At 50.2% G+C, this 23,360-nt stretch carries 22 protein-coding genes and 4 tRNA genes; 6 read left to right on the top strand and 20 right to left on the bottom strand.

The annotated features are described in order from the left end of the window. Positions 1 to 407: 407 nt before the first annotated feature. The 4 genes from M0P91_RS12975 to M0P91_RS12960 all read right to left on the bottom strand — a co-directional run bounded on the left by M0P91_RS12975 (position 408) and on the right by M0P91_RS12960 (position 811). Positions 408 to 495: transfer RNA gene (locus M0P91_RS12975), tRNA-Ser, on the bottom strand. 21 nt (positions 496 to 516) lie between these two features. Then, positions 517 to 590, bottom strand: a tRNA-Cys gene (locus M0P91_RS12970). A gap of 1 nt (position 591) precedes the next feature. Beyond that, a tRNA-Leu gene (locus tag M0P91_RS12965) sits at positions 592 to 678 on the bottom strand. A 58-nt stretch (positions 679 to 736) separates the two neighbouring features. Continuing rightward, positions 737 to 811: transfer RNA gene (locus M0P91_RS12960), tRNA-Gly, on the bottom strand. Positions 812 to 963: 152 nt separating this feature from the next. Here M0P91_RS12960 and ilvD point away from each other — a divergent pair. From ilvD to M0P91_RS12945, 3 genes are read left to right on the top strand one after another with little or no spacing between them, the layout of a single operon-like run. Then, complete coding sequence (gene ilvD / locus M0P91_RS12955) at positions 964 to 2,652, top strand: dihydroxy-acid dehydratase (protein ID WP_295068204.1); 1,689 nt, start codon at positions 964 to 966, stop codon at positions 2,650 to 2,652. Positions 2,653 to 2,699: 47 nt separating this feature from the next. Continuing rightward, the gene (locus tag M0P91_RS12950; protein ID WP_295068201.1) at positions 2,700 to 3,452 is read left to right on the top strand and encodes a UDP-2,3-diacylglucosamine diphosphatase; all 753 of its coding nucleotides are present in this window, start codon (positions 2,700 to 2,702) and stop codon (positions 3,450 to 3,452) included. Next, the gene (locus tag M0P91_RS12945; protein WP_295068198.1) at positions 3,430 to 3,951 is read left to right on the top strand and encodes a hypothetical protein; all 522 of its coding nucleotides are present in this window, start codon (positions 3,430 to 3,432) and stop codon (positions 3,949 to 3,951) included. Before M0P91_RS12950 ends, M0P91_RS12945 begins: the two co-directional genes overlap by 23 nt. 18 nt (positions 3,952 to 3,969) lie before the next feature. Here M0P91_RS12945 and M0P91_RS12940 read toward each other — a convergent pair whose 3' ends face one another. The 12 genes from M0P91_RS12940 to M0P91_RS12885 form a co-directional block, all read right to left on the bottom strand. Next, positions 3,970 to 5,754, bottom strand: coding sequence for a nucleoside-diphosphate sugar epimerase/dehydratase (locus M0P91_RS12940; protein WP_295068195.1), 1,785 nt, complete (start codon positions 5,752 to 5,754; stop codon positions 3,970 to 3,972). Beyond that, the gene (locus M0P91_RS12935) at positions 5,751 to 6,860 is read right to left on the bottom strand and encodes a DegT/DnrJ/EryC1/StrS family aminotransferase (RefSeq protein ID WP_295068192.1); all 1,110 of its coding nucleotides are present in this window, start codon (positions 6,858 to 6,860) and stop codon (positions 5,751 to 5,753) included. The genes M0P91_RS12940 and M0P91_RS12935 overlap by 4 nt, the downstream gene beginning before the upstream one ends. Before the next feature lie 2 nt (positions 6,861 to 6,862). Then, on the bottom strand, positions 6,863 to 8,971 hold the full coding sequence (locus tag M0P91_RS12930) for an STT3 domain-containing protein (RefSeq protein WP_295068189.1): 2,109 nt from the start codon (positions 8,969 to 8,971) through the stop codon (positions 6,863 to 6,865). A gap of 71 nt (positions 8,972 to 9,042) precedes the next feature. Further along, positions 9,043 to 9,660: an acetyltransferase gene (locus M0P91_RS12925; RefSeq protein WP_295068186.1), complete on the bottom strand. Its 618-nt coding sequence runs from the start codon at positions 9,658 to 9,660 to the stop codon at positions 9,043 to 9,045. Then, entirely contained in the window at positions 9,647 to 10,264 is a 618-nt protein-coding gene (locus M0P91_RS12920; RefSeq protein ID WP_295068183.1) for a sugar transferase, read from the bottom strand. The genes M0P91_RS12925 and M0P91_RS12920 overlap by 14 nt, the downstream gene beginning before the upstream one ends. Further along, positions 10,242 to 11,354 (bottom strand): glycosyltransferase family 4 protein, encoded by a 1,113-nt coding sequence (locus tag M0P91_RS12915; protein WP_295068181.1) that lies wholly within the window; start codon positions 11,352 to 11,354, stop codon positions 10,242 to 10,244. Before M0P91_RS12915 ends, M0P91_RS12920 begins: the two co-directional genes overlap by 23 nt. After that, complete coding sequence (locus M0P91_RS12910) at positions 11,351 to 12,409, bottom strand: glycosyltransferase family 4 protein (RefSeq protein WP_295068179.1); 1,059 nt, start codon at positions 12,407 to 12,409, stop codon at positions 11,351 to 11,353. The genes M0P91_RS12915 and M0P91_RS12910 overlap by 4 nt, the downstream gene beginning before the upstream one ends. Next, positions 12,402 to 13,244, bottom strand: coding sequence for a glycosyltransferase family 2 protein (locus M0P91_RS12905; RefSeq protein WP_295068176.1), 843 nt, complete (start codon positions 13,242 to 13,244; stop codon positions 12,402 to 12,404). Before M0P91_RS12905 ends, M0P91_RS12910 begins: the two co-directional genes overlap by 8 nt. A 1-nt stretch (position 13,245) precedes the next feature. Next, positions 13,246 to 14,214 carry a glycosyltransferase gene (locus M0P91_RS12900; protein WP_295068173.1) on the bottom strand — a complete coding sequence of 323 codons (969 nt, stop codon included), beginning with the start codon at positions 14,212 to 14,214 and terminating at the stop codon, positions 13,246 to 13,248. Then, positions 14,211 to 15,518 carry a hypothetical protein gene (locus tag M0P91_RS12895; protein ID WP_295068171.1) on the bottom strand — a complete coding sequence of 436 codons (1,308 nt, stop codon included), beginning with the start codon at positions 15,516 to 15,518 and terminating at the stop codon, positions 14,211 to 14,213. Before M0P91_RS12895 ends, M0P91_RS12900 begins: the two co-directional genes overlap by 4 nt. Further along, positions 15,518 to 16,408, bottom strand: coding sequence for an HpcH/HpaI aldolase/citrate lyase family protein (locus M0P91_RS12890; protein WP_295068169.1), 891 nt, complete (start codon positions 16,406 to 16,408; stop codon positions 15,518 to 15,520). The genes M0P91_RS12895 and M0P91_RS12890 overlap by 1 nt, the downstream gene beginning before the upstream one ends. A 189-nt stretch (positions 16,409 to 16,597) precedes the next feature. Next, on the bottom strand, positions 16,598 to 17,461 hold the full coding sequence (locus M0P91_RS12885; RefSeq protein ID WP_295068166.1) for a hypothetical protein: 864 nt from the start codon (positions 17,459 to 17,461) through the stop codon (positions 16,598 to 16,600). Between the two features lie 36 nt (positions 17,462 to 17,497). On the opposite strand from M0P91_RS12885, the gene asnB reads away from it, so the two are divergent. Further along, on the top strand, positions 17,498 to 19,339 hold the full coding sequence (asnB, locus tag M0P91_RS12880) for an asparagine synthase (glutamine-hydrolyzing) (protein WP_295068163.1): 1,842 nt from the start codon (positions 17,498 to 17,500) through the stop codon (positions 19,337 to 19,339). Here asnB and M0P91_RS12875 read toward each other — a convergent pair. The 4 genes from M0P91_RS12875 to dcd all read right to left on the bottom strand — a co-directional run bounded on the left by M0P91_RS12875 (position 19,331) and on the right by dcd (position 21,453). After that, a complete protein-coding gene (locus tag M0P91_RS12875; protein ID WP_295068161.1) occupies positions 19,331 to 19,831 on the bottom strand; it encodes a GAF domain-containing protein in 501 nt (166 codons plus the stop codon). The two genes, asnB and M0P91_RS12875, sit on opposite strands and share 9 nt — an antisense overlap. Then, positions 19,831 to 20,349 carry a GAF domain-containing protein gene (locus M0P91_RS12870; protein ID WP_295068158.1) on the bottom strand — a complete coding sequence of 173 codons (519 nt, stop codon included), beginning with the start codon at positions 20,347 to 20,349 and terminating at the stop codon, positions 19,831 to 19,833. Before M0P91_RS12870 ends, M0P91_RS12875 begins: the two co-directional genes overlap by 1 nt. Before the next feature lie 263 nt (positions 20,350 to 20,612). Continuing rightward, positions 20,613 to 20,849, bottom strand: a complete 237-nt coding sequence (locus tag M0P91_RS12865; RefSeq protein WP_295068156.1) for a DUF465 domain-containing protein — start codon at positions 20,847 to 20,849, stop codon at positions 20,613 to 20,615. A gap of 43 nt (positions 20,850 to 20,892) precedes the next feature. Next, positions 20,893 to 21,453 carry a dCTP deaminase gene (dcd, locus tag M0P91_RS12860; RefSeq protein WP_295068154.1) on the bottom strand — a complete coding sequence of 187 codons (561 nt, stop codon included), beginning with the start codon at positions 21,451 to 21,453 and terminating at the stop codon, positions 20,893 to 20,895. 74 nt (positions 21,454 to 21,527) lie between these two features. Here dcd and accB point away from each other — a divergent pair, with 74 nt between their 5' ends. Both accB and M0P91_RS12850 read left to right on the top strand, forming a co-directional pair. Further along, complete coding sequence (accB, locus tag M0P91_RS12855; RefSeq protein WP_295068151.1) at positions 21,528 to 21,962, top strand: acetyl-CoA carboxylase biotin carboxyl carrier protein; 435 nt, start codon at positions 21,528 to 21,530, stop codon at positions 21,960 to 21,962. A 2-nt stretch (positions 21,963 to 21,964) separates the two neighbouring features. Further along, positions 21,965 to 23,305, top strand: a complete 1,341-nt coding sequence (locus tag M0P91_RS12850) for an acetyl-CoA carboxylase biotin carboxylase subunit (protein WP_295068148.1) — start codon at positions 21,965 to 21,967, stop codon at positions 23,303 to 23,305. Positions 23,306 to 23,360 lie beyond the last annotated feature (55 nt).

The following is a 23,360-nucleotide window of genomic DNA, read 5'->3' as shown; positions in this document are numbered from 1 at the left end:
CTGATGTTACGCACCTTGTCTCAACAAGTGCGAAAAGGTTAGTAATCTCCCGTATCCGAAAGATACGGGTAGCTTCAGGGGGGTGCAGGGGACAAATTGTCCCTGCCACTTTACGGGCTTTGCCCGGAAAGTGCGTAACATCAGTGACTAATTTCCTTATTTTTTCGTACGTTAAGAGCTATGCGTAATCCTCTTCGAACATTTTCATAGAAACATATCGCTTGCAATTCAGATTGTAGAGATACAAGAGAGAAACTAAACCATAGACCTCGAAAAATACTTGGCTATAAAACTCCGCATGAAGTGTTCTTTGCTAAAATTGCTCAATGGATTGACGACTCGAAGCTACAAAAATAACTGTGTTGCACTTGATTGTTGAATGGGCGGAAGATTTTTAAGAAGTATGATGGCGGGCCACCAAGGATTTGAACCTTGGGAGGTTTAACCCTCGCCGGTTTTCAAGACCGGTGCAATCGACCACTCTGCCAGTGACCCGTAGTAAATGAAGCTGTTTTTTGGAGGCGGCACCCGGATTCGAACCGGGGATCAGAGCTTTGCAGGCTCATGCCTTACCGCTTGGCTATGCCGCCGTGGTGCCCGGAGCCGGACTTGAACCGGCACAGTGTTACCACCGAGGGATTTTAAGTCCCTTGCGTCTACCGATTTCGCCATCCGGGCATACACAAAAAAAAGACCCCAGTTCAAACATCCGAAAATGTTTCAACTGGAGTCATACTGGAGCGGGAAACGAGGTTCGAACTCGCGACCCCGACCTTGGCAAGGTCGTGCTCTACCACTGAGCTATTCCCGCATTCTTTTTGTGGACTGGAAGTATAGCAAATTTTTTTTGCCATGTAAAGAGTTTTTTTGAAATTTTTGAAATTTTTTTTTCGACACGATTTTCGGGGCTTCTCTGCGGTATAATCGCATGAATTAAAACCATACTATACGTAAAGGAATTTCATGCGCAGTGATACCATTAAACGGGGATTTGACAAAACTCCTCACCGCAGTTTGCTTCGGGCAACCGGATTAAAAGACGAAGATTTTAACAAACCTTTTATCGGTGTCGCAAATTCTCATATTGATATTATTCCGGGCCATTTCTTTCTTCAGGAGTACGGCCGCATCGTTAAAGAGGCGATTCGTGAAGCGGGCGGGGTACCGTTTGAGTTTAACACGATCGGTGTGGATGACGGGATCGCGATGGGACATGACGGAATGCTCTATTCGCTTCCGAGCCGTGAACTGATCGCCGATTGTATCGAGACGGTGATGAATGCCCATAAGCTTGACGGTCTTATCTGTATCCCCAACTGTGACAAGATCGTTCCGGGGATGCTGATGGGGGCGCTTCGCGTCAATGTTCCGACGATTTTCGTCTCCGGCGGGCCGATGAAGGCGGGGCACAAAAAAGACGGGACTCCGATCGATCTGGCGACGGCGTTCGAAGCGGTCGGGCAGCATGCCAACGGCAATATGAGCGATGAAGAGCTCTACGAGATCGAGTGTGAAGCGTGCCCGAGCGGCGGAAGCTGTTCGGGGATGTTTACCGCTAACTCGATGAATACCCTCTGTGAAGCGATGGGGGTAGCGCTGCCGGGCAACGGTACGGTTCTGGCGATGACGCCGGAGCGGATCGAGATGGTCAAAACGGCTGCACGTCGGATCGTCGAGATGGTGAAGGATGAGAATTCGGCCCAATGGAATATGCGCAATATCCTGAACGAAAAAGCGGTTCACAACGCGTTTGTCGTCGATATGGCGATGGGGGGATCGTCGAATACGGTCCTGCATATGCTCAGTATCGCCAAAGAGGCGGAAGTGGAGTTTGATATCACCCAGATCAACAAGATCAGCGAAAACGTTGCCCATATCGCGAAAATCTCTCCGTCGCTCTCGACCGTCCACATGGACGATATCAACCGCGCCGGAGGGGTCAACGCCGTTATGAAAGAGGTGAGCCGTCGCGGCGGCATGCTGCATTTGGATGCGATGACGGTGACGGGCGAAACGTTGGGTGAGCGGATCAAAGATGCGGAGATTAAAGATACGAACATTATCCACACCAATGAAAATGCTTTCTCTCCGGTCGGCGGACTCTCGATCCTCTTCGGTAACCTTGCCGAAGAGGGGGCGGTTGTCAAAACGGCCGGAATTACCCCCAATATGCGGCAATTTACCGGTAAAGCGATCTGCTTTAACTCGCAAGCCGAGGCGATCGCCGGAATCGTCGGGCATAAGGTTAAAGCGGGGGATGTCGTCGTTATCCGATACGAAGGACCCAAAGGGGGGCCGGGGATGCAGGAGATGCTGGCCCCTACCGCACTGATTATGGGGATGGGATTGGGGGAGAGCGTTGCCCTCATCACCGACGGACGCTTTTCGGGTGCCACCCGGGGTGCATCGATCGGACACGTCAGCCCCGAAGCGGCTGAGGGGGGGATGATCGCCCTGATCGAAGACGGAGACGAGATCGAGCTTGACGTCGACACCCATCTTTTGCAGCTCAACGTCAGCTATGAGGTGCTTGAACAGCGCCGTCTCCATTTTAAACCGGTTAAAAAAGAGATCGCTTCCAAATGGCTCAAGCGCTACAGCCTCCTCGTCTCGAACGCCTCCAACGGTGCCGCATTGAAAACGGAAATCTAACCCCATTTGTGACCGAAATGTAACCCGTCAGGGTTACACTTAGGGTCATGAACGAACCAACCACCTACCGCAGCGTATTTATCTCGGATCTTCATCTCGGTACTCGGGAGGCTCAGTCGGAGTATCTTCTTGAGTTTATCCGCAACGTTGAGTGCGAAAACCTCTATCTCGTCGGTGATATTATCGACGGATGGGAGCTGCGCCGCAACTGGCGCTGGAGCCAATCGCAATCCGACGTCCTCCAAAAAATCCTCCGCAAAGCCCGAAAAGGGACAAATATCTATTATATTATCGGCAATCACGATGAATTTCTCCGCCCTTTTTTGCCGATGATTATGGGAGATACGATTACGATTCTCCCTGAGAAAATCCATTACGGGGCCAATGGCAAACGCTACCTTGTCGTTCACGGCGATATGTTCGATGCGGTGACGATGACGAAAAAATGGGTAGCCCATCTGGGGGACCGGTGCTACCTCTTTTTGCTGCGGCTCAACCGGCCGATCAATACGGTTCGCCGGTGGTTTGGAAAATACCACTACTGGTCGTTGTCGAAAATGGCGAAGCAAAGCGTCAAACAAGCGGTCAGTTTTATCACCGACTACGAAGAGGTCCTCTCCTCACATGCGGATGAACAGGGGTACGACGGGGTGATCTGCGGCCATATCCATCATGCGGAGATCCGTCCGATCAACGGGATCGAGTATCTCAACTGCGGGGATTGGGTCGAATCGTGTACGGCGATCGTCGAACACCATGACGGGAGTTTTGAGATATATGAGCACCAACAAAACCGTTAGCATCGTTTTTTACAAAGGGCCGGGAACGTTGGCGGAAAAAGCGATCCGACTCTGGACCAAAAGCCGTTACGCCCATTGTGAATTCCGCAGAAGCGACGGGCTCTATCATTCAAACGACCGATTCCGGTTCGTCTCCCGGGCCGAACCGATCCGGATGGACTCGGAGGAGTGGGAAGAGTGTCCGATTGAGCTTCCGGGGGAAATTATCGAGCGGGTCGAGCGGCGGCAACTGCGTAAAAACGGGACACGGTACGATTGGAGGGGGATTGTTTTTTCGCAGATACTCCCTCTGGGGATCCATAACAAACAGCGGTGGTTCTGTTCTAAAAGCAACGCCGATGATCTGGCCTATGCCTATCGCCTGATGAAGCGGAGCCGGAAGGCTGATTTTGAAATGTATGTCACTCTTCTCTCGGCGTTTGAGACCATTCCTCCCCAAAATTTTTCTCCCGAAAGACTCTACCGTGAGGTGAAGGGGTTGTCTCAAACAAAAGGTTGATGTTTCTGCCTCACGGTTTTAGCGAATCGAGGCAGAGGGGGTAAACTCGGGGACAATTCTTTGCAAGGTTTTAATGGGGGTGTTCCCCGTCCGTAAGAGGGTTATCTCTTCTTTAAGCGTTTCGATCGGATAGCGGGTCGGATGGGCAATCATGATCGATTCGTAGGTCGTTTTCTGTTCGCTTTCGTCCATCAAGAGCTCTTCAAAGAGCTTTTCTCCCGGACGGAGCCCCGTATATTCGATCTCAATCGGACGGGTGGCATAGAGACGTATCATCGTCTGTGCCAAATCGACGATTTTGACACTCTCCCCCATGTTGAGGATGAAGAGCTCTCCCCCTTTGGCAATGGAGGCCGCTTGGAGTACAAGCTGGCACGCTTCGGAGATGAGCATAAAATAGCGGGTGATTTCGGGATGGGTAATCGTCAAGGGCCCCCCCTGCTCGATCTGAGATTTGAATTTCGGGATAACGCTGCCGCTGGATCCCAAAACATTGCCGAATCGGACCGAAACGATTTCGCTGTTACGGGGATCTACATTCTGGGCGTAGAGCTCCACCACCCGTTTGGTCGCCCCCATCACATTGGTGGGACGGACCGCCTTGTCGGTGGAGATGATGACGATTTTGGCGACGTTGTGGGAAATTGCGCTGTCGATGACGTTTCGGCTCCCCTGAATATTGTTTTCGATGGCGGCATGAACGTTCGCTTCGCACAGAGGGACATGTTTGTAGGCGGCGGCATGGATGACGATATCGGGACGGCTCTCCTGCATGATCCGATCGAGAGTTTCGAAATCGGTAACGCTGCACAGATGGAGGATCGCGGAGGGGAGCTGCTCTGCGATTTGGTAGAGGTTGTATTCGCTGTGATCGATTAAGATCACTCTGGCGGCACCGAACCGATGGCACTGGAGGGAAATTTCACTCCCGATACTCCCGCCGCCGCCGGTAATGAGAAGGGTTTTCCCCTGGATAAAGCTTTGGATACTCCCGATATCCAAATCCTGCGGATGACGGGCGAGGAGATCTTCGATGGAGAGGGTTTCGATCCGGTTGTCGCTGTCAAGGAGACGGGTCCGCTTGATCTCCCGGATATCGGTCTCCTTGAGAAGGGTATAAATCTCGCGCAAACTCTCCTGCGGGAGGGTGCCGTCGATAATGGCGGCGCTGACGGTATGCATTTGGGAGTAGTGCCGGAGTTCGTCGGTTCCGATAACATTCAGATTATGGATGGTTGAGCCGACCATGTGGCGGTTTTTTTCCAGAACGGCGACGATGGCGACGGGATAATAATCGGTCCCCCCCTCCATGATCCTTTTGACGAGGCGGATCGTATCGGATGAGACCCCGATGATAAGGGCCGGTTTGAGGGCGGCGGGGTGATTTCCCGATTCGAGGATCAGCCGTTTCGAGAAACGCAGCCCCCCCAGAGCGCTAAAGGAGAGGAGAAAATCGATAATGATGACACTTCGGGGAAACGGTGCGAACGCATCGGGAAAAAGGAGGTAGAGGAGGGTAAAGGCCCCGTACGCCGCGACATGCGCTTTAAAAAGCTCTCTCGCCTCCCCCAGAGCAAAAAAACGCCAGATGATTTTATAGTTTTGAAAAAGGGAAAAAGCCAACAGTTTGAGGGCAAGGAGGGTCAGGGCGATAAACCAAAACGGAGTGAGAAACTCCTCGGTGATATCGAAATTGAATCGAAGAAGATAGGCCGTATAGAGGGTGCAAAAGCCTAGAAGCGTATCGACGAGGAGAAAAAAACCGATCCGTTTGGAAGTACTGGGTTGAAGCAGTTCGCTCACGCAAGGGCCTTTTTCAGGAGGGTGGAGACCCTCTCAACCTCTTCGTACCCCATTTGGGTGCCGCTGGGGAGGCATAGCCCTGTTTGAAAGAGGCTTTGCGATGTCCCGTCGGCAAGATGGAGACTGGATTGAAACAGAGGCTGAAGATGCATCGGTTTCCACAGCGGGCGGCTTTCGATATTGGAAGCTTCGAGGGCAAGGCGGACGGCTTCGGGATCGGTACGTTCAAAAGTGAGGGTGGTAAGCCATCGATTACCACGGCTTTGGGGAAGTTCCGGCATTAAAGTGATCTCTTCGACGCTCCCTAAAAGATCGCGATACCATTGAAAAATTTGCTGCCGCTTGGAAATCCGCTCTTGGAGCACTTCCATTTGGGCAACACCGATTGCGGCGAGGATATTGCTCATGCGATAGTTGTATCCGAAATCGGTATGTTCGTAATGGGGAGCGTCGTCTCTGGCCTGGGTGGAGTAGAAGCGGGCTTTATCGATCAGCTCTTTGTCCGAGGAAACAAGCATCCCTCCTCCGGAGGTGGTGAGGATTTTATTTCCGTTGAAACTGTATACCCCGAATCTCCCGAAAGTACCGGTTTCTCTCCCCGCATACGAGGCTCCGAGACTCTCTGCGGCATCTTCGATAAGGGGAATGCCATGGGTGTCACAAATGTGGATGATCCTCTCCAAATCGGCAGACTGGCCGTAGAGATGGGTGAGGATAAGCGCTTTGGGTTTTTTGGGTGCTTGGGCAATCGCCTGTTCGAGAAGATCGGGATTAAGGTTCCAGCTTCGTCCCTCACTGTCGAGAAAATAGGGGATCGCATTTTGGTAGAGGATCGGGGCGACGGAGCCGATAAAGGTAAACGATGAGGTGAGGACAATATCTCCCGCACCGACACCCAAAACACGAAGGGCCAGATGGATTGCCGCCGTGGCACTGGAGAGGGCCAATGCATGGGGGGTGTGCGTGTAGGTCCGGATACTTGCTTCGAATTTTTCCACCATCGGCCCCAGCGGGGCGATGTAATTGCTTTCGAACGCTTCGGCGATGTAGGTCTGTTCCCGGCCGCTCATATGAGGAGGTGAGAGGAAGAGTCTGGGGGGTTGCATGGTTACACTTTCAGTTTGTAAATTTTACACATCGGGTTGTTGAGGACCGGCTCAAAAAGATCTTTGTCGTATCGGTCAAACACAAACATCTGGATGTATGCCGAATTCAAGTAAAAATCATCCAAGAGTAAAAAGCGTCCGTAGCTTGCCATATAAACGACATTGAGCCCCTCTGAAGCAAATTGCTGTTCGTTGATTTGGAGGGTGTTACTCTCATCGTATCCGACTTGGTAAAAATGTTTGATCGGGACTTCCTGATTTCCGAGGTGCAGGACACTTCTGGCTTTTTCGAGGGAGATCCCTTGTCCGAATTCGAGTGTCCCTCCGGTATCCTGTATCGATTGCGTTGTGTAAAAAAACGGCTGCTGAAGGGTGTTATCGGGATTTTTGAGGTCGAGATAGCTAAAGAGGGTGACCGTCGGGAGAATCTCCATCATCCGAAACGGGAGATAGAGGTAAACGTCACGGGTAGGTTTGGGGAGAGTTTCGGGATGAAGCTGAAGGTGCATCATCAGATCATCGACGGTGTCGGCTTTGTACGTTTTGAGCATGGCGGCGATAATCGCGTTGCTGTTATTGGTTTCAAACCCTTTTTCGGTATATTCGACACTGAGCCGCCCCATATAGGCGCTGTTTCTCATCGGCTGGGTTAACACATAGCTGGCCGGATAGTTCACGTCCCCCGTATGTTTCCCGCCGTCAACGAGGGTTTTGACATCGCTGTAGTATCGGATCGGATAGCCGAAATCCCACCAGCTGATCACATAATCCTCTTCATCGGAGATCTTTCCGAGTTGTTCGAGCGCAGCAACCTCCTGAGCGGTAAAAACGGTCGGGGTCATATACTCTTTGACATGGAGATAATTGGGATAGAGGGCCGCACCGGTGAGGAGAACGAGGGCCGCGTATCGCAGAGGTGTTTTCTCGATCGGACGGGTGATCAGAAGGAGGAGATAGGCAAATCCGATCGCCATCGGGGCAACGGCGTAGATCGTAAAACGGAGCCCCGACGACATCGCGATAAATCCGAGCCCCACGAGGGGGAGGGTGATCAAGAGGGGGCGGTAGGCGATAACGGCAAGGAGATATCCGACACACGCCGCCAGAAAAGTGACCGTATGGCCGCTGATCCGCTGGGCAAATACGTCAAAGGGGATATGACCGGCTTCCCGGACGGTTTGGGCCACGTTGTAAAAATAAAGACCCGCATCGTCGTTGGAGACACTCTCTCTCATGACGTAGCTTTTGAGAAAATTCCAGATCGGATCGATCCCCCCTGCCGCAAAGTAGAGGAGAATCACCCCGCCGAAAACGGGCCAAAACCATTTTCGGTCCTGTTGCGGAAAAAAGTGGAAAAAGGCAAAAACGGCGAGGGCGATACCGATTTTTACCAAAAACGGCAGTGACAGAACTCCGATAATGATAAAAAGGGAGATTTTATAGAGATAATGGTTGGTTCGCTCAAAGATCACGGCATACAAAAAGGTGGTGACGAGCAAGGCGGTGTTGAGGGCGTAGCTTTGGGGGTACCACCATTGATACGTTGCAAAGGCCAGAGTAATCGGGAGGAGGAGCCGATTGCGCTGATCGCTCAGGGCCAGAAGGATAAAGTAGAGGGCGAAAAGGGGGAGGACGATGTTGAGCATATCGGTATCGTAATATCCCGTCATCGTCCGGTTGTAATAGCTGTTAGCGATACTGGCGATAAGTGCGGCGATAAATCCCATCGTGGTTTGTCCGAGGGTCCGTCCGATCAGTATTAGCGGGATGACGATGAGTGAGCCTATAAAAGCGCTCATATAGAGGATAAGGGTCTCAAAGCTGACGGGGATAACGTGAGAGAGTGACGCCGTAAGTAGAGAGATCGGTTCGGTGATGGGGGAGAGGTCGTTGGCCTGATGGTGAGCGCTGAGGATATCTCTGGCCCCTTCGGCAAAATAGTAGCCGTCATTGGTATTGATCATCAACGCGTTGTTCCAGTGAAACGATGCCGTATTTTTCACCTCACCGACCCATATATAACGGATGGAGAGGGAGAACAGATAGGCGACAATGAGGAGAACCGCGAGTGTTTTAAGGCCGACGGACTCATTCGAGAACTGAAGTTTCATAACATATATCCCTTTTTGGTGTTGTAGATTAACGGTTGTTATAATATGCCGGAGTTTATCAAAAAAGAGCTCTATATCGGCTTGAAAAGCGATTTTTTTACCTTTGCCGGAACTCCTGCCGCGAGGGAGTAATCGGGGATGTCGCTAATGAGGACACTTCCGGCGGCGATAATCGAGTGGGCACCGACGGTCAGGTTCTGGATGCAATTGGCCCCGATCCCGATATGGGTATGGTGTTTGACCCGGACGCCGCCGGCGAGTGCGGCGTTGGGGGAGATATGGACAAACGGTTCAAGAAGGCATTCATGCTCCACGACCGCGCCGCTGTTGATAATGCACCCTGTGCAGATCCTTGCTTCGGCATTGACCACGGAAAGCGGCATGATAACCGACCCCTCGTCGATGGTTGCGGAAGGGGAGATGACGGCACTCGGATGGATCAGCGGCGGGAGAGCGTATCCGGCTTTCGAAACTTTGTCGAGGATCTGTTCGCGCAGGGTGTTATTTCCTATACCGAGGGCGATGGCGCCGCTTGGATGGGACAGCCGGAACGTTTCCCAGGTATAGGCGGCGGCAGCGGGGTTGTCGTCGATCCACCCGGCGAGGGTATAGCCGCAGCTGCGGGCGATATCGGCAACGACTTTTCCGTGACCGCCGGTCCCGTAAACGAATATCTCAGCGAGTGCCACGAAACTTCTCCATGGTTGCTTCCCCTTGTTGGGAGATCCCCTCTTTTTTGAATACTTTTTTCATCGTGAGGAGGATGATTTTCAGATCAAACCCAAACGAGACCTTGCGTACGTATTCGACGTCATAGCGGAATTTTTCCTCCCAGCTGATGGCGTTGCGTCCGTTGATCTGCGCCCATCCGGTGATACCCGGTTTTACATTATGCCGCAGCGCCTGCTCCGTGCTGTAGAGCCCCAGATACTCGACCAGCAGCGGGCGGGGGCCGATGAAGCTCATCTCCCCTTTGAGAACATTCAACAGCTGCGGTAGCTCGTCAAGGCTGAGACTGCGAATCCACCGTCCTGCTCCGTTTAACCGCTGCGCATCGCTGAGCAGTTCCCCTTTCTCATCGGTATCGTTATTCATGGTCCGAAATTTATAGATGGTGAAGAGTTTCCCCTGAAATCCGGGGCGTGTCTGGGTGAAAAAGAGGGGTCTTCCCATCGTGATCAGGATTAGGAGCGTGCACAGGAGGATGAACGGGGAAAACACGATCAGCAGCAGCAGCGCGCCGAGGCGATCGATAAAAGGTTTGATCGTATTAACGTACACGTTTGAGTCCATACACTTCGAGATGTTTGGTGACAATTATATCCATATCAAACTCATCAACCGCTTTTTCCCGTCCCGCTTCCCCCATCCGTTTTCGTAAGAAGGGGTTCTGGATCAGCGTTTCGATCGCTTCGGCCAAAGCGTTCCCGTTTTTCGGGGGGACAAGGAAGCCGTTAATGCCGTTGACGACCGTTTCGCGGCATCCGACGACATCGGTAGTGACGATCGGAAGTCCCATGCTCATCGCCTCCATACTGGTCCGGGGGAGCCCCTCCCGGTAGCTGGGGAGGACGAAAATATCGGTTTGGGCAAGCTGTTCGCGGATATCGTCGCGGTGCCCCAGATAAACGATAGCGGATTGCTCTTGCATAAAGGTTTCGCTCAGGCTGGACGTATTGCCCGGATCGGGCGATCCGATGTAACGAAATTCGGCATGGGGGTAGCGGCGGGTGAGAAGGTTGGCCGCGTCGATGTATTCCAATACCCCTTTGTGGCGAAGCGCACGGCCGATCATGACGACACTAACCCTGTCGGAATCGGTTTTAGGGATGGGCCGCCAGAGGTCGGTATCGATCCCGACCCCTTTGATCGTGACTGCTTTAGAGGGGGAGATAACGTTTTTATCGATCAGATAGGCGGGGTCATCTTCGTTGACAAACATCACGGTATCGGAAAGTTTGAAGGTTTGGCGGTAGAGGGTTTCGATGATACTCCGGACAAGGCGGCTTTTAAAATCGTTTTCGAGATAAAAGCTCCCAAGCCCTTCGACGAGATTGATGATACGGGGAACTTTGGCGATACGGCCGGCAATCGTCCCGTAGATGTTGGGTTTTGCGGTGAACGTGTGGAGAATGTCGAGGTTGAGCGGACGGATCGCTTTGTAGATCGCACGGATCGCCAGAAGCTCTTTGAGAGGGTTGAGGCTAGAGCGTGAAATAAGATAGGGGATATGGAGGACCCCTTCGGCGGCGAAGGAGCCGCTTTTATCCCCTTCGGGGCAGATCGCATAGACGGTATGCCCCTGAGCGATCAGGGCCTGCATGACCGGTAAACGAAAAAGCCATAGATTGAGGTCGAGGTGGGAGAGGAAGCCGATGGTCATGGGTGGGTGTCTCCTGAAAAGGTTTCATCGATAAAGCGCCGATAGATCGGAAAATAGTGCTGAAGGGAGTAATAACGGCTTTTGTCGATCGATGCGTTGGACATAGCGCCATAGCGTTGCGGATCGGAAGCGAGGAGCTGTACCGCTGTGATCCATTCGTCGGTGCCGGAGGCTAAAAAGCCGTTCTCTCCGTGGGAAATGATCCGGGTATTCTCACCGACGGGTGACGCGATCATCGGCAAGCCCGCCGCCTGATACTGGATGAGTTTGAATCCCGATTTTCCCTGACTGAAATCGTCGTTGTCCAACGGCATAATTCCGACATGGGAACGGTGCAGGAGACGGCTCTCCGTTTCACTTGACCAGTCGTAAAAGCGCATCGATACCCCCTCGATGGTTTCGGATGCGAGTGCTTTGGAGGCGATGATGACGAGATCGAAATCCACGATTGCGGCGAGCTGCTGAAAGAGGGGGGCAAAGGAGCGGATGTAGCGGTAGGTGACGCTGCTGCCGATCCACACCAGAGTAAAGCGTTCAAATTTTGAGGAGTCGGGATCAAGACGATAGTGTTCCAGATTGATGACGGTCGGTATTTTAATGACGTTCGGATTGCGCTGTTTGACATACTCGGCGAGATAATCGTTTCCGACGATAATACCGGCCGCATTGTCGACGAGGCGGTCGTATTTCCCCTCCAGCAGCCGTTTTCCCCGATAATCTTCCCAGACGTTATCGTCGAAATCGAGAATGTAGCGTTTGTTGCGGAGAAATTTTTGTTCGAGCCGATAGGGCAGATAGGGGAAGAGTTCCCGTTCGATAATCAGATTCTCCGAGGCACGCAGAATACTAAACAGCCTCACGCCATAAGATAAAAGAATACGGATTTTATTTTTCGGTTTTTTCGCGAACAGGTCCGCCAGGTAGCCGATATCCATAAACGGGGTGATTTCAATATTGTAATCGAGTTCGCTCAGCCGAGAGGCGAACGCAAAACTCCGATAACGGCTGGTGGCCCCTTGCGTCGGGTATTTGGTGAAGAACGTGAGATTAGTCATGGTATTTTCCGAAGCGGTTGCGTCGGTAGTCGAGAGAACCGCGCACCATCATTTTGAATTTGGCGAATTTCTGTTTTTCGTAGAAGAGGACGACGATGAGGTCCACCAGAAATCGGGATTTTTCCACATTGCACGATTGGGGGAACGCCTTTTGGTAGAGTTCGATGATTTTCAGCCGGTTTCGAAAAGCGTAATAGCGCCGGATCGGAGAGTGATTTGTACTGAAAAACCGTTTCCACAAAAACCGGTGCCGTTTTAGATCTCCCAGATTGTGATGGAGCACGGCTCTGTTGGCCTGGATCACGGCATATCCGTGAAGATTGCTGCGCAAACAGTATTCGTTATCCACATAATCGATAAACAGCTCCTCCAAAAATCCCCCCAATTTTTGGTGGATCTGTAGATTCAGCAGATTTCCGGACGTCATGGTGGTCAGCACGGGGGAAAAGGGTTCGGATGACAAACTTTGCGGAAAGTAGGCATTGGCGTGAAACGGGGAAACAATACTGACATTATCATCGGTATAGCGAACTAACTCCGCAATCATCCCCTCGGTGGCGGCACTGTCTTGATCCATGGTTAAAAGCCACCGATATCCCATCTCGGTAGCGATGGACGCTCCGACGTTCAGGGCGTGGGCGATCCCTTGGTTCCCGTGGTTGTCCACGTAGCGGATTTTTGGATTTTTTTGGAGGATCTCTAGGATTTCTAGCTGCTTGTGTTCTGAGTTGTCGACGGCGATCAGAAGATCGAGGCTCTCCAGATACGAATCGATATTGTGAAGGAGCGAAAGGTCCGGATGGTAGAGGACAACCGTCCCGATGAGGTTTGGCATATCAGCGTCCCCCCTTTAGTAGTCGCCATACAAATTTTAAAGCCGGATAGGCAAATCGCGGAGAGAGGGCGATCAACAGGAGGGTGAATCGGGAGTAGGAGATGGTAAACGGGAAAAAACGGCGGTATTGTTGATAGCTTTTATAGGTAAAAACACCGCTATTGCGGAGTAAAAACAGATTTCCCAGAGAGAAGAGATGGGATTTTTGCCCATGATCCATAACGGTTTTCAGCTTGACGTCAAGATCGTAGGATGCCGGCAGGGAAAAAACAAAGTTGCTCCATCGAATGCAGGCGATGTCGAAAAGGATGGGTTGGTGGTACCACCCCGTTTTTTGCAATAGGGGAGGATGGAGTTCGTTGATGGAGATATTTTTTTCCCAGAGAATCCGAAATTCGCGATGGGAAATGTATTCAAAAATAATGCCGGTCTGGATGAAATTGGTATTTTGGTACCGTTCAAACCGGGCGAGCGGTATCATAGCCGAACGGTAGATAAGGCTGGACAAACAGGTCATATGCCATCCTAAATCGGATAAAAGCCGATTGGAATTTTGATACTCTTGCCGGGGGATATCGGCCGCACGATGAAGAAGATCCACGACGATAGCATCGTAGGGGGCGGTGTTTTTCAAAATCTCCATAAGGGTGTTGAGCCCCTCAGGGGGGATGTGATAGGTGTCTCCCAGAAGCCAGATGTATTCGGTCGTCGGGTATTGCAATGCACGTTCAAAATTCTTGTCGGCGCCGACATTGGTTTCGTTTCGGTAATAGTGAAGAAACGGGTAGGTTTGCTGATGTTTTTCTACCACCTCTTTGGTCCCGTCCGTCGATCCGTTATCGGAAATATAGATCAAAATCCGGTGCGCTCTTGCCAGAGGAATATGCATTGTTAGAGAGTAGTCCAAAAAGTCGGCACGATTATAGGTCGGTATTGTGAGTGCTAAGGCGGTATTGGGCGTCGTATTCATCTCAGTGCTCTTTTCTGTTTCTTAAAGATCATTATCACCCACGGCATCCCCCAGACATAGCTGCTTAAAAATCCCAAAAAGAGATAATCGACCGGCAAATAGAGGGCACTCAGCCACGTCGTAAGGGCGATATAGAGGCCGCTTAGAAACGAGGGGAGGACAAGAGGCTCTCTCTTAAACGCTCTCATGTACAGGGCATATCCGTTCACAATGATTTGCAACAACCAGGCGGAAGCGATGATCATCAGCGAAATCGGGGTGACAATCCGCTCTGCAAACGGGAGGTTCTCCTTCCACAGGGTGACGATGGCAAAGAGTGTTATTATTCCTAAAATATAGGTGATGAGGGCTGAAAGAAGATGTTTTTTGAAAATTTGATCCAGCAATCGGTAGTTTTTGTGGGCGACAAGGATATTGATTTTCGGAATGATGATCGTCATCCAGATATTGGCAATTCCGAAAATGGCGCTGAAGAGGGCAATGCTCAGCCCGATTCGTCCGGCCTCCTGCGCCCCGTAATAGTGAAACGCGACGGGGGTGAAAATTTGAAAAATAAAATAGCCGCTGACCCAGCTGATCGCATAACGCCACAATAACGGAAAGATCTCTTTTCCCCATGCATGGGTGGAAATCTGCCCCAGGGCATAGAGCTGCCGCAGCAGGGGGCGGTATCGGTAGAGGAGGATGAGGGTACCGCTCAACGCGCTTATCAAGAGGGAATACGCCAAGGCATAGAGCTGTGCACCCGAAACCAGTAGGAGCATTGTGGATACGACGAGGATAAAGGAGATCGCAAAACGGATTTTCTGGATTTCACCGACGCTGTTGCACCCTTCGATAAAGGAGAGGAGGATGCTGTTGATAAATACGAATACGGAAGCGATTGTATAGAGGGCCCACGGTATCTTCCAAGACACGGTACTCTCTTGTTGTCCCAATAGTGTCAGGCCGACAAATAGGATGATAGGAAAGGAGAGAAGCCCCATGGCGACGGACCATTTGAGTCCAAATTTCCATAACGCGGCAATTCGATCCAGATGTTTGGGATCTCCGGATAATTTTTGATCGTCGGTGAAGTGCAAATGGGCAAATTCATGGGCGGAAAACTGCAACAGGAGGGTTGAAAATCCCATATCGGCGAAGATTGCCAATGCCGCCAGACTGATAAACGTGTACCAGTACCCCTGCGCTTGGGCCGTGAGATAGAGGGGGATCAGGATGAGGAGTGCGGGGCCGGAGAAGAGGCGCCACAATTGATTCAGTGCCGTATGGCGAAAATCCCGGCTCAGGAGCGTCTTGATCATTAAAATCCCCCTCGGCATTTTGTTCCGAAAATTTTCTCTCTGTGGATAATGGAGTTTCCCCATTGTTGCTGGGTGGCAGCTTCAGCCATGGTGTTGTTGAAGGAGAAAACGGCCGATTGGGCCTTTAAAAGCGCTTGAGCCTCTTGCAGTTCGTCCGCCGGTACACGGTAACACGATTCTACAAGGGCGATCTGATCGGGGTGGATGATGGTTTTACTGACCAGTCCTTCACTCAAATCACGCAATACATCGCGCTTGAACCCTTCATGATCGTTGAAGCACCGATAAACACCGCCGCTGATCTCAAATCCATGCGGTTTGAAGACTGCCAGAAGCGATCCGATGACGTAAGAGGGGACGGACATGTCAAACAGTGATAGGCTGCAGTCGCGTCGCAGCCCGAGCTGCCGGAGCATATCTTCGGCACCGAAGCGGAGGATGGGGATACGGGATTGGTAGGGGAGAAGGGTATTGCGCAGGGTTGTGAGCTGTGTGACATCAAAGAGCTCATTTCCCTCAATCGAGGGGATAAAAGGGTGTGGGGTATTTTCCAGTATTCTGAGGTAAACTTCCATATTTTCCAGACCGAACTTGGGCAAGACAAAACCGTCAATGTTCTCGATTCCGGTATACGAGAGGAAGATTTCAAGTGTTTGCGGATTTCGGGGCCGGATAAAACGGAGCAGTTTCGCAGGCTTAAGTATCGGCAAAAGGGTCTGGATAGAGAGAAGAGCTTTCTCAACATCCGATTCCAAAATACCGTCTTCCGTGTCGATGACCATAGAACGAAGAGAGGGAAACTTTTTTCCTTCGGCAATGGGCGCAAGATGTTTATGGTTTGCGGGGACGAATAGGGTCCCCCCCAGTTCCCATGGATGAATACTCTTCATGCTATCGCGGCTTCCAATTTCATCCCATTGATACTTTTATAGAGCGCTTTTGAACCGATGCCGGAATCTTTTGGGGAACGTTATGGATATAGAGGGTAGCAGAGGGTTTGATGACATGAAACCGTTTTAAAAGCCATAAAGTAAGAGGAGTGATGAACGGATACCGGAACATAAAAAGGCTGGACACGGTTAGTGAGTCTTATGCCGCTCACAATAGCGTTTTGCGTTAAAAAGACGCTCTCTGTGGCTTCGATCGGCAAGTGCTTCGGGGACAACGTTGCGCAGATAGTATTCGACGTATTTGCACAAATCGATATTTCCCTGAATCCCCGCCTCCCGTTTGAACCGTTGAATGGGGCCGGAGCGTTCGGAATTGAGGAAGAGGGCTTTATTGAAATCGAAACCGAAATAATTGAGAGACACCGTATATTGGTAGGCGAGTTTCTCTTTGACCTCGTTGAAATGGTATAAAAACTCCTCTTTGTGCAAGTCTTCAAAAGCCTTCAGGTTATGAAAACGGGTATCGAGTTCACTGCGATGGGTTCCGATCATATGGATCGTATCGACCTGTTCTCTGCGTACCTTTTTGAGGTCGATTTCGAAACTTTCCACTTTGTCGGAGGCGATGATTTTAAACTGCTCTTCCATCAATTCTCGTTTGGCGGTAAAGGTTTGCTCTTTGGAAATGAGCATCTGCAGTTCGGCTTTGAGGGAGTCGAATTTTTTTTTCTCTTCGATATAGGCCTCTTGCGATCCTAAAAAGTCTTTCATATAGACCCGCAATGCGTGGGAACTCCGTTGCTCAAATTCCGCGTAATACTGGTTTAAACGGCGGATGGTATTGAATTTGGTGACGAGTTCTTGATTGTAGATCGTAGAGTCAAGATCTTTAAACATCCCCGCTGCGGAATAGATAAATTCTTTAAAAACGTCAAACCGGAACTCCTCGTTAAAGTCAAAACCGATGGAATTGAAATATTTTTTGACAATATGGATATCGTCGTCGAAAAAATTCAGTACGACTTGTTTTTGAGAGACAGATACAGATATCATCGGTTTGGATACTTTGTGCATAAATATGGTTAGGCTATGATAGCGTATAATAGCGAAAAAAAAGGTCATAATGTGTGCGGCGTATTTGGAATCATCGGTGAATACTCCCCCTCTCAGGCCCGTTATGCTCTGGGAAAACTGGGACACCGAGGGAGAGATCACTGCGGTATTGTGGAAGAAGATCGAGTGTTTTTTTCCCATCAGCGCCTCTCTATTACCGATCAGGATCCGCGATCGCATCAGCCGATGCGCCGGGGAGAGCTTTTGCTCAGTTTTAACGGCGAAATTTACAACCATAAAGTGCTGCGTATGCAGCTGGACGGATACCCGTGGGAGACGCAGGGGGATGCGGAAGTGGTTCTGGCCGCGTTTGAGCGGTGGGGGATCGACTCTTTGCATCGATTGGAGGGGATGTTTGCGTTTGCCCTTCTGGATGGGGAGAAACTCTATCTGGTCCGTGACCGTTTCGGGAAAAAACCCCTTTTTTATCATCATAGTCGGGAGAGATTCGTTTTTAGCTCCGAGATCAAAGGGATCAAGCCGTTTTTGCAACAGGTTCGGATGAATTCGGATGCGATGATGTCGTATCTCACGTTTCTGGCACCGACTCCTCCCCATACGTTTTATGAGGGGATCTGTAAATTAGAGGGGGGAGAATGGCTCTTGTATGAGAGAGGGGAGGTCACCAAACAGCACTATTACGATGTGTGCCGATCGCCACACCCTCTGATCGAGAGTGAAAAAGATGCCTTAGGGATGATTGAGGAGCGGTTGCACCGCTCTTTGGAACTGCGCTTGGATACCGCCGCACCGACTGCGGCCCTTTTATCGGGGGGGATAGACAGCGCGTTACTCTGCGCCCTTGCATCGGCCCAAGGGAAAAAATTAGAGACGTTCACCCTCGGGTATGATGAGTACGGCGGGTATGATGAACGGAGCAATGCACGCGCGAGTGCGGCGGAATTGGGGCTACGCAATAGCGAGGTCGTCATTACGAAGGGCGATTTTAACAACCATCTTGATGCGATGCTGATCCATATGGACGAGCCTCTGAACGATCCTGCCGCCTTGCCGCTCTATCTGTTGTTTCAAAAAATAGGGGCAGAGGGGTACAAAGTAGTGTTGAGCGGCGAGGGGTCGGATGAGCTTTTCTTGGGATACCGGCAATATTTTGAGTACCTCGATATCGAAAAAGCGGCGGTGCTTCACCATAAAAACTGGCTCAAAAAATATTTTCACTCCCATTTCTCGATGAACCGGGAGTGGGAGTGGTATAAGCGGATTTTTGATGAGACGCTGCTGTTTCGAACCTCCGGAGAGAAATTTACCGATCTTCAAAAAAACATGCTTTTACGCCGCAATGTCCGGGATAATGAGTCGCTCCGGTTTTTGGAACCTTACCGCAGAGCGTTCGATGCGAGTTCCCATACCCATCCGGCACAATGGTATACGATGATCGATCTGAAACTTTTTATGGGAGAACATTTTCTGACCAAACTGGACCGGGTTTCGATGGCCCATACGATTGAAGCGCGGACCCCTTTTTTAGATCATACTTTGGTAGAAACGGTGATGGCGATTGATCCGGAAGTGCGTATCGGGAGAGGGGGGACCAAATATCTTCTGAAACAGGTGGCGCGGCGTTATCTAAGCGAGGAGATTTTGCAGAGAAAGAAAAAAGGGTTCGCAAATCCCTACATGGAGTGGCTGATTGCATCGGGACGACTCGATTTGATTCGCGAGGTCAACTCTCAGACCGGACTTTTTCACCCCGAAGAGGTGGAAAAATACCTCAATATGGCTCGCAGAGGACGTTTTAAACAGCATGTGTGGGGACTCTATGTTTTAAGTCATTGGATGCAGCGGGAATTATTGTGAATTTTTTTCCATAAACAGCGCCAACTCAAGCGTCCCGCTGACGTAGTTTGCGAAAAAGCTGACGATCCCTTCATCCGCTTCATTAAAATCACCATGATATTTATTGAGTAACTGGATCACTCCGATTACCTCTTGCCGGGAATTAAAAATGGGAATCGTGAGGATGTTTCGGGTCACAAAACCGCTTTTTTGGTCAATTTTGGCTAAAAAACGGTCATCTTCATACGGATTATTGACAATCTGCCCTTTTTTGGTTTGTGCGGTGTCCCCCACAATGCCCGAATCCATCCCGATCGCGATTCTTCCGATCCCGTCACTGAGTTTGGTCCAAAGCATGCTGTTGCTTCGGTCAAGGATAAAAATAGAACACCGTTCTGCATTCACAATCGCTTTAATCTCTTCCGAGATTATCGGAAGAACGGTCTCCAGATCATTTAAAAGTGCCAGTTTTTTTCCGAATTCGGCGATTCGCTGATATATTTGAAGGCTCATTAATCCTCTTTTTTGAGTAAAGATACCTGGTCATCAAACAACATGGCCAGTTCCAGATAACCGCTGATATAGTGGGAAAAGAAAATCATTGCTTTGGCATCCTGCTGCGAAAACCCTTCGGGCTTGTTGAGGAGCTGAAACACCCCGATAATCTGTCGTGAAGAGTTAAAGATGGGGATAGAGGCGATATTTTTGGTAACAAAACCGGTTTTGTTGTCAACCGTATGCAAAAAACGGTCATCCTCGTACGGGTTATTGACCAAAATGGGTTTCCCCTCTTTGACCGTATGACCGACAATTCCGTCGTCTTTGTGCACCATGATTTTTTCATTGCCGTCGGCCAAGGTTGTCCAAAGCATCTCTATTTTTGGATTATAGACAAAAATGGAGCACCGTTCGGCGCCGCTGACCTCTTTTGCGTAAGCAGAAATCATAGGGAGTCCCTCTTGCAGGGAGGGGCGATTGAGCAACGCACGGCCAAAATCGGCAAGTGCACTGTAAGATGGTGCTGGATTCATCGGTTCTCCTCAAAAGATGCGTGGCTAATGCTATCAGGCTAAAGCTAAAAAGAATATCAATTCTGAGAAGATGCAGGTAGCGTTTTACTTGTTTCTGGCGTTGTAGGGACTTTAGCCTCTGCTGCTTTATCGGGCTTTGTTTTAGCAAATGGCTAAAGGGGAGTTGATCTCCCGCATCCGAAAGATGCGGGTAGCTTCAGGGGGGTGCAGGGGACGATTTGTCCCCTGCCACTTTTCGGGCTTTGCCCGAAAAGTGCGTAACATTAAAGGTTATGCTCTTTTTTGTAGTCGATGACCATTGCGTAGGCTTCATCTTTCAAAAGCAGTTTCTCTTTTTTGAGTTTTTCAAGCTCCAGATCGGTCATCGGAATTTCACCTTTTTCGGCTTTGTTGATTTGATTGTCAAGATCATTGTGACGATCAAAAATTTTCAGAAAATGGGCATTGGCCGCATTATTTTCTTTCATATGGGTAATTACATCGCGGTATTCGTGCAACATGGTGAAGTCCTTGCGTGGAAATTTATCGCAATTGTACCACTACTTAATTTAAAATCCGTGGAAGAGTTATCCCCTCTTGCCCCTGATACTTGCCGCTTTTGTCTTTATAACTGGTTTCGCACATTTCGTCCCCTTGCAAAAAGAGAACCTGTGCGATCCCCTCATTCGCATAGATTTTAGCCGGAAGAGGGGTGGTGTTGGAGATCTCGATCGTGATATGCCCCTCAAATTCGGGTTCGAACGGGGTGACATTGACGATGATGCCGCAGCGGGCATAGGTCGATTTACCCAAACAGATCGCCAAGACGTCACGGGGAATTTTAAAATACTCTACCGTCCGGGCGAGGGCAAAGGAGTTCGGGGGGACGATGCAAACGTCTCCGGTGAAGTCGACAACATTCATGTCATCAAAATGTTTCGGGTCCACGACGGTAGAATTGAGATTGGTAAAAATCTTGAATTCATTCGTTACACGGATGTCATAGCCGTAAGAACTAAGGCCGTAACTGACAACGCCGATACCTACCTGATCTTCGCAAAAAGGGGTGATCATCTCCTCTTCCAACGCTTTTTTTCTTATCCATCCGTCGCTTTTAAGCCCCATAGTGTTATCCAAAGTTAAAATAATTTGTGGTAGTATAGCACATCTCTTACCCTACTTTTTAGGAGCATTTTCCCATGGATATGAAACAAATCAAAACTCTTTTGCAAGAGTTTGACGCCAGTACTCTTTCAAAATTGAAAATTACACAAGACGCTTTTTCGATTGAATTTGAAAAAAATATCGGTGTTGTTGCCGCACCGATGATGGCGGCGGCTCCGGTTGCGGTAGCGGCGGCTCCATCCGAAACACCGGTATCTCCGGTAATCGCGGGAGATGTTATTGTTTCACCGATGGTCGGGACGTTTTATGCCGCACCTTCACCCGATTCCGCCCCGTTTGTAAAAGTGGGCGACCGGGTGAAAAAAGGTCAAGTGATCGCCGTTCTTGAAGCGATGAAAATCATGAATGAGCTTGAAGCAGAATTTGATTGTAAAATTCTGAGTGTTTTGGTCTCCGACGCGCAAGCTGTTGAATACGATATGCCTTTGTTTGCCGTTGAAAAGCTTTAATCATGGGTGAAATCAAACGTATTTTAGTTGCGAATCGCGGTGAAATCGCGCTTCGTGCCATCCGTACCATCAAAGAGATGGGAAAAGAGGCGGTGGCGGTTTACTCGACTGCCGATAAAGATGCGTCGTATCTAAAGCTGGCCGATGCGGCAATCTGTATCGGGGCGGCACCGAGTTCTAAGAGTTATCTCAATATCCCGGCTATTATTGCCGCTGCCGAGATCAGCGGATGCGATGCGGTATTTCCGGGATACGGTTTTTTGAGTGAGAATCAGCACTTTGTCGAGATTTGTACCCATCACGGGATTAAATTTATCGGGCCGACTCCTGAAGTCATGGTGATGATGTCGGATAAATCCAAAGCCAAAGAGGTGATGGTAGCCGCAGGGGTACCGGTCGTTCCGGGTTCGGACGGGGCGATTAGGGATATCGCCGATGCCGCTGAGCGTGCGAAAGTGGTCGGTTATCCGATTATCCTTAAAGCAGCTGCCGGCGGCGGAGGGCGCGGTATGCGCGTTGTCGAAGAGGAAAGCTATCTTGAAAATGCCTTTTTGGCGGCGGAAGCCGAAGCGATAACCGCATTCGGAGACGGTACCATTTATATGGAAAAATTCATCAAGAATCCCCGTCATATCGAAGTTCAGGTGATCGCTGACAGCCACGGAAACGTCCTTCATATCGGTGAGCGTGACTGTTCCATGCAGCGCCGCCACCAAAAATTGATCGAAGAATCTCCCGCAGTTGCCCTGACGCCTGAAGTGCGTGCTGAACTGCACGCTTCGGCGGTTCGGGCAACACAATACATCAAATACGAAGGGGCAGGGACCTTCGAATACCTTCTGGATGCCGATAAAAACTTCTATTTCATGGAGATGAATACCCGTCTTCAGGTTGAACATACTGTCTCTGAGATGGTGAGCGGATTGGATCTGATCGAGATGATGATCCGTGTTGCAGAAGGGGAAGCCCTCCCTTCTCAGGAGAGCGTCGTTCTTACAGGTCATTCCATTGAATGCCGTATTACGGCCGAAGATCCGGTTAAGTTCCTTCCCTGCCCCGGTAAAATCACGCAGTGGATCGCTCCGGGCGGACGTCATATCCGTATCGATACCCATGCGCATGCGGGTTATATTGTTCCACCGACCTACGATTCGATGATCGGAAAATTAATTGTTTACGGAAAAGATCGTAAGGATGCCATTGCACGGATGCACCGTGCATTGAGCGAATTTACGATTACCGGGATTAAAACGACGATCCCGTTTCATCTAAAAATGATGAAAAATCCCGACTTCGTTTCTAATGATTTTGATACCAAATATTTGGAGCGTTATAACGGCTAAGCGCCGTTATTGCGCACCAACTTTTTTCTTCTCGTTTGCCTCTTCACTTTTATTT

The sequence above is a fragment of the Sulfuricurvum sp. genome (genome assembly GCF_023229695.1).
Lineage (GTDB): Bacteria > Campylobacterota > Campylobacteria > Campylobacterales > Sulfurimonadaceae > Sulfuricurvum.
The sequence above is the reverse complement of the archived record's forward strand: the minus strand, read 5'-3'. Positions and strand labels throughout refer to the sequence as shown.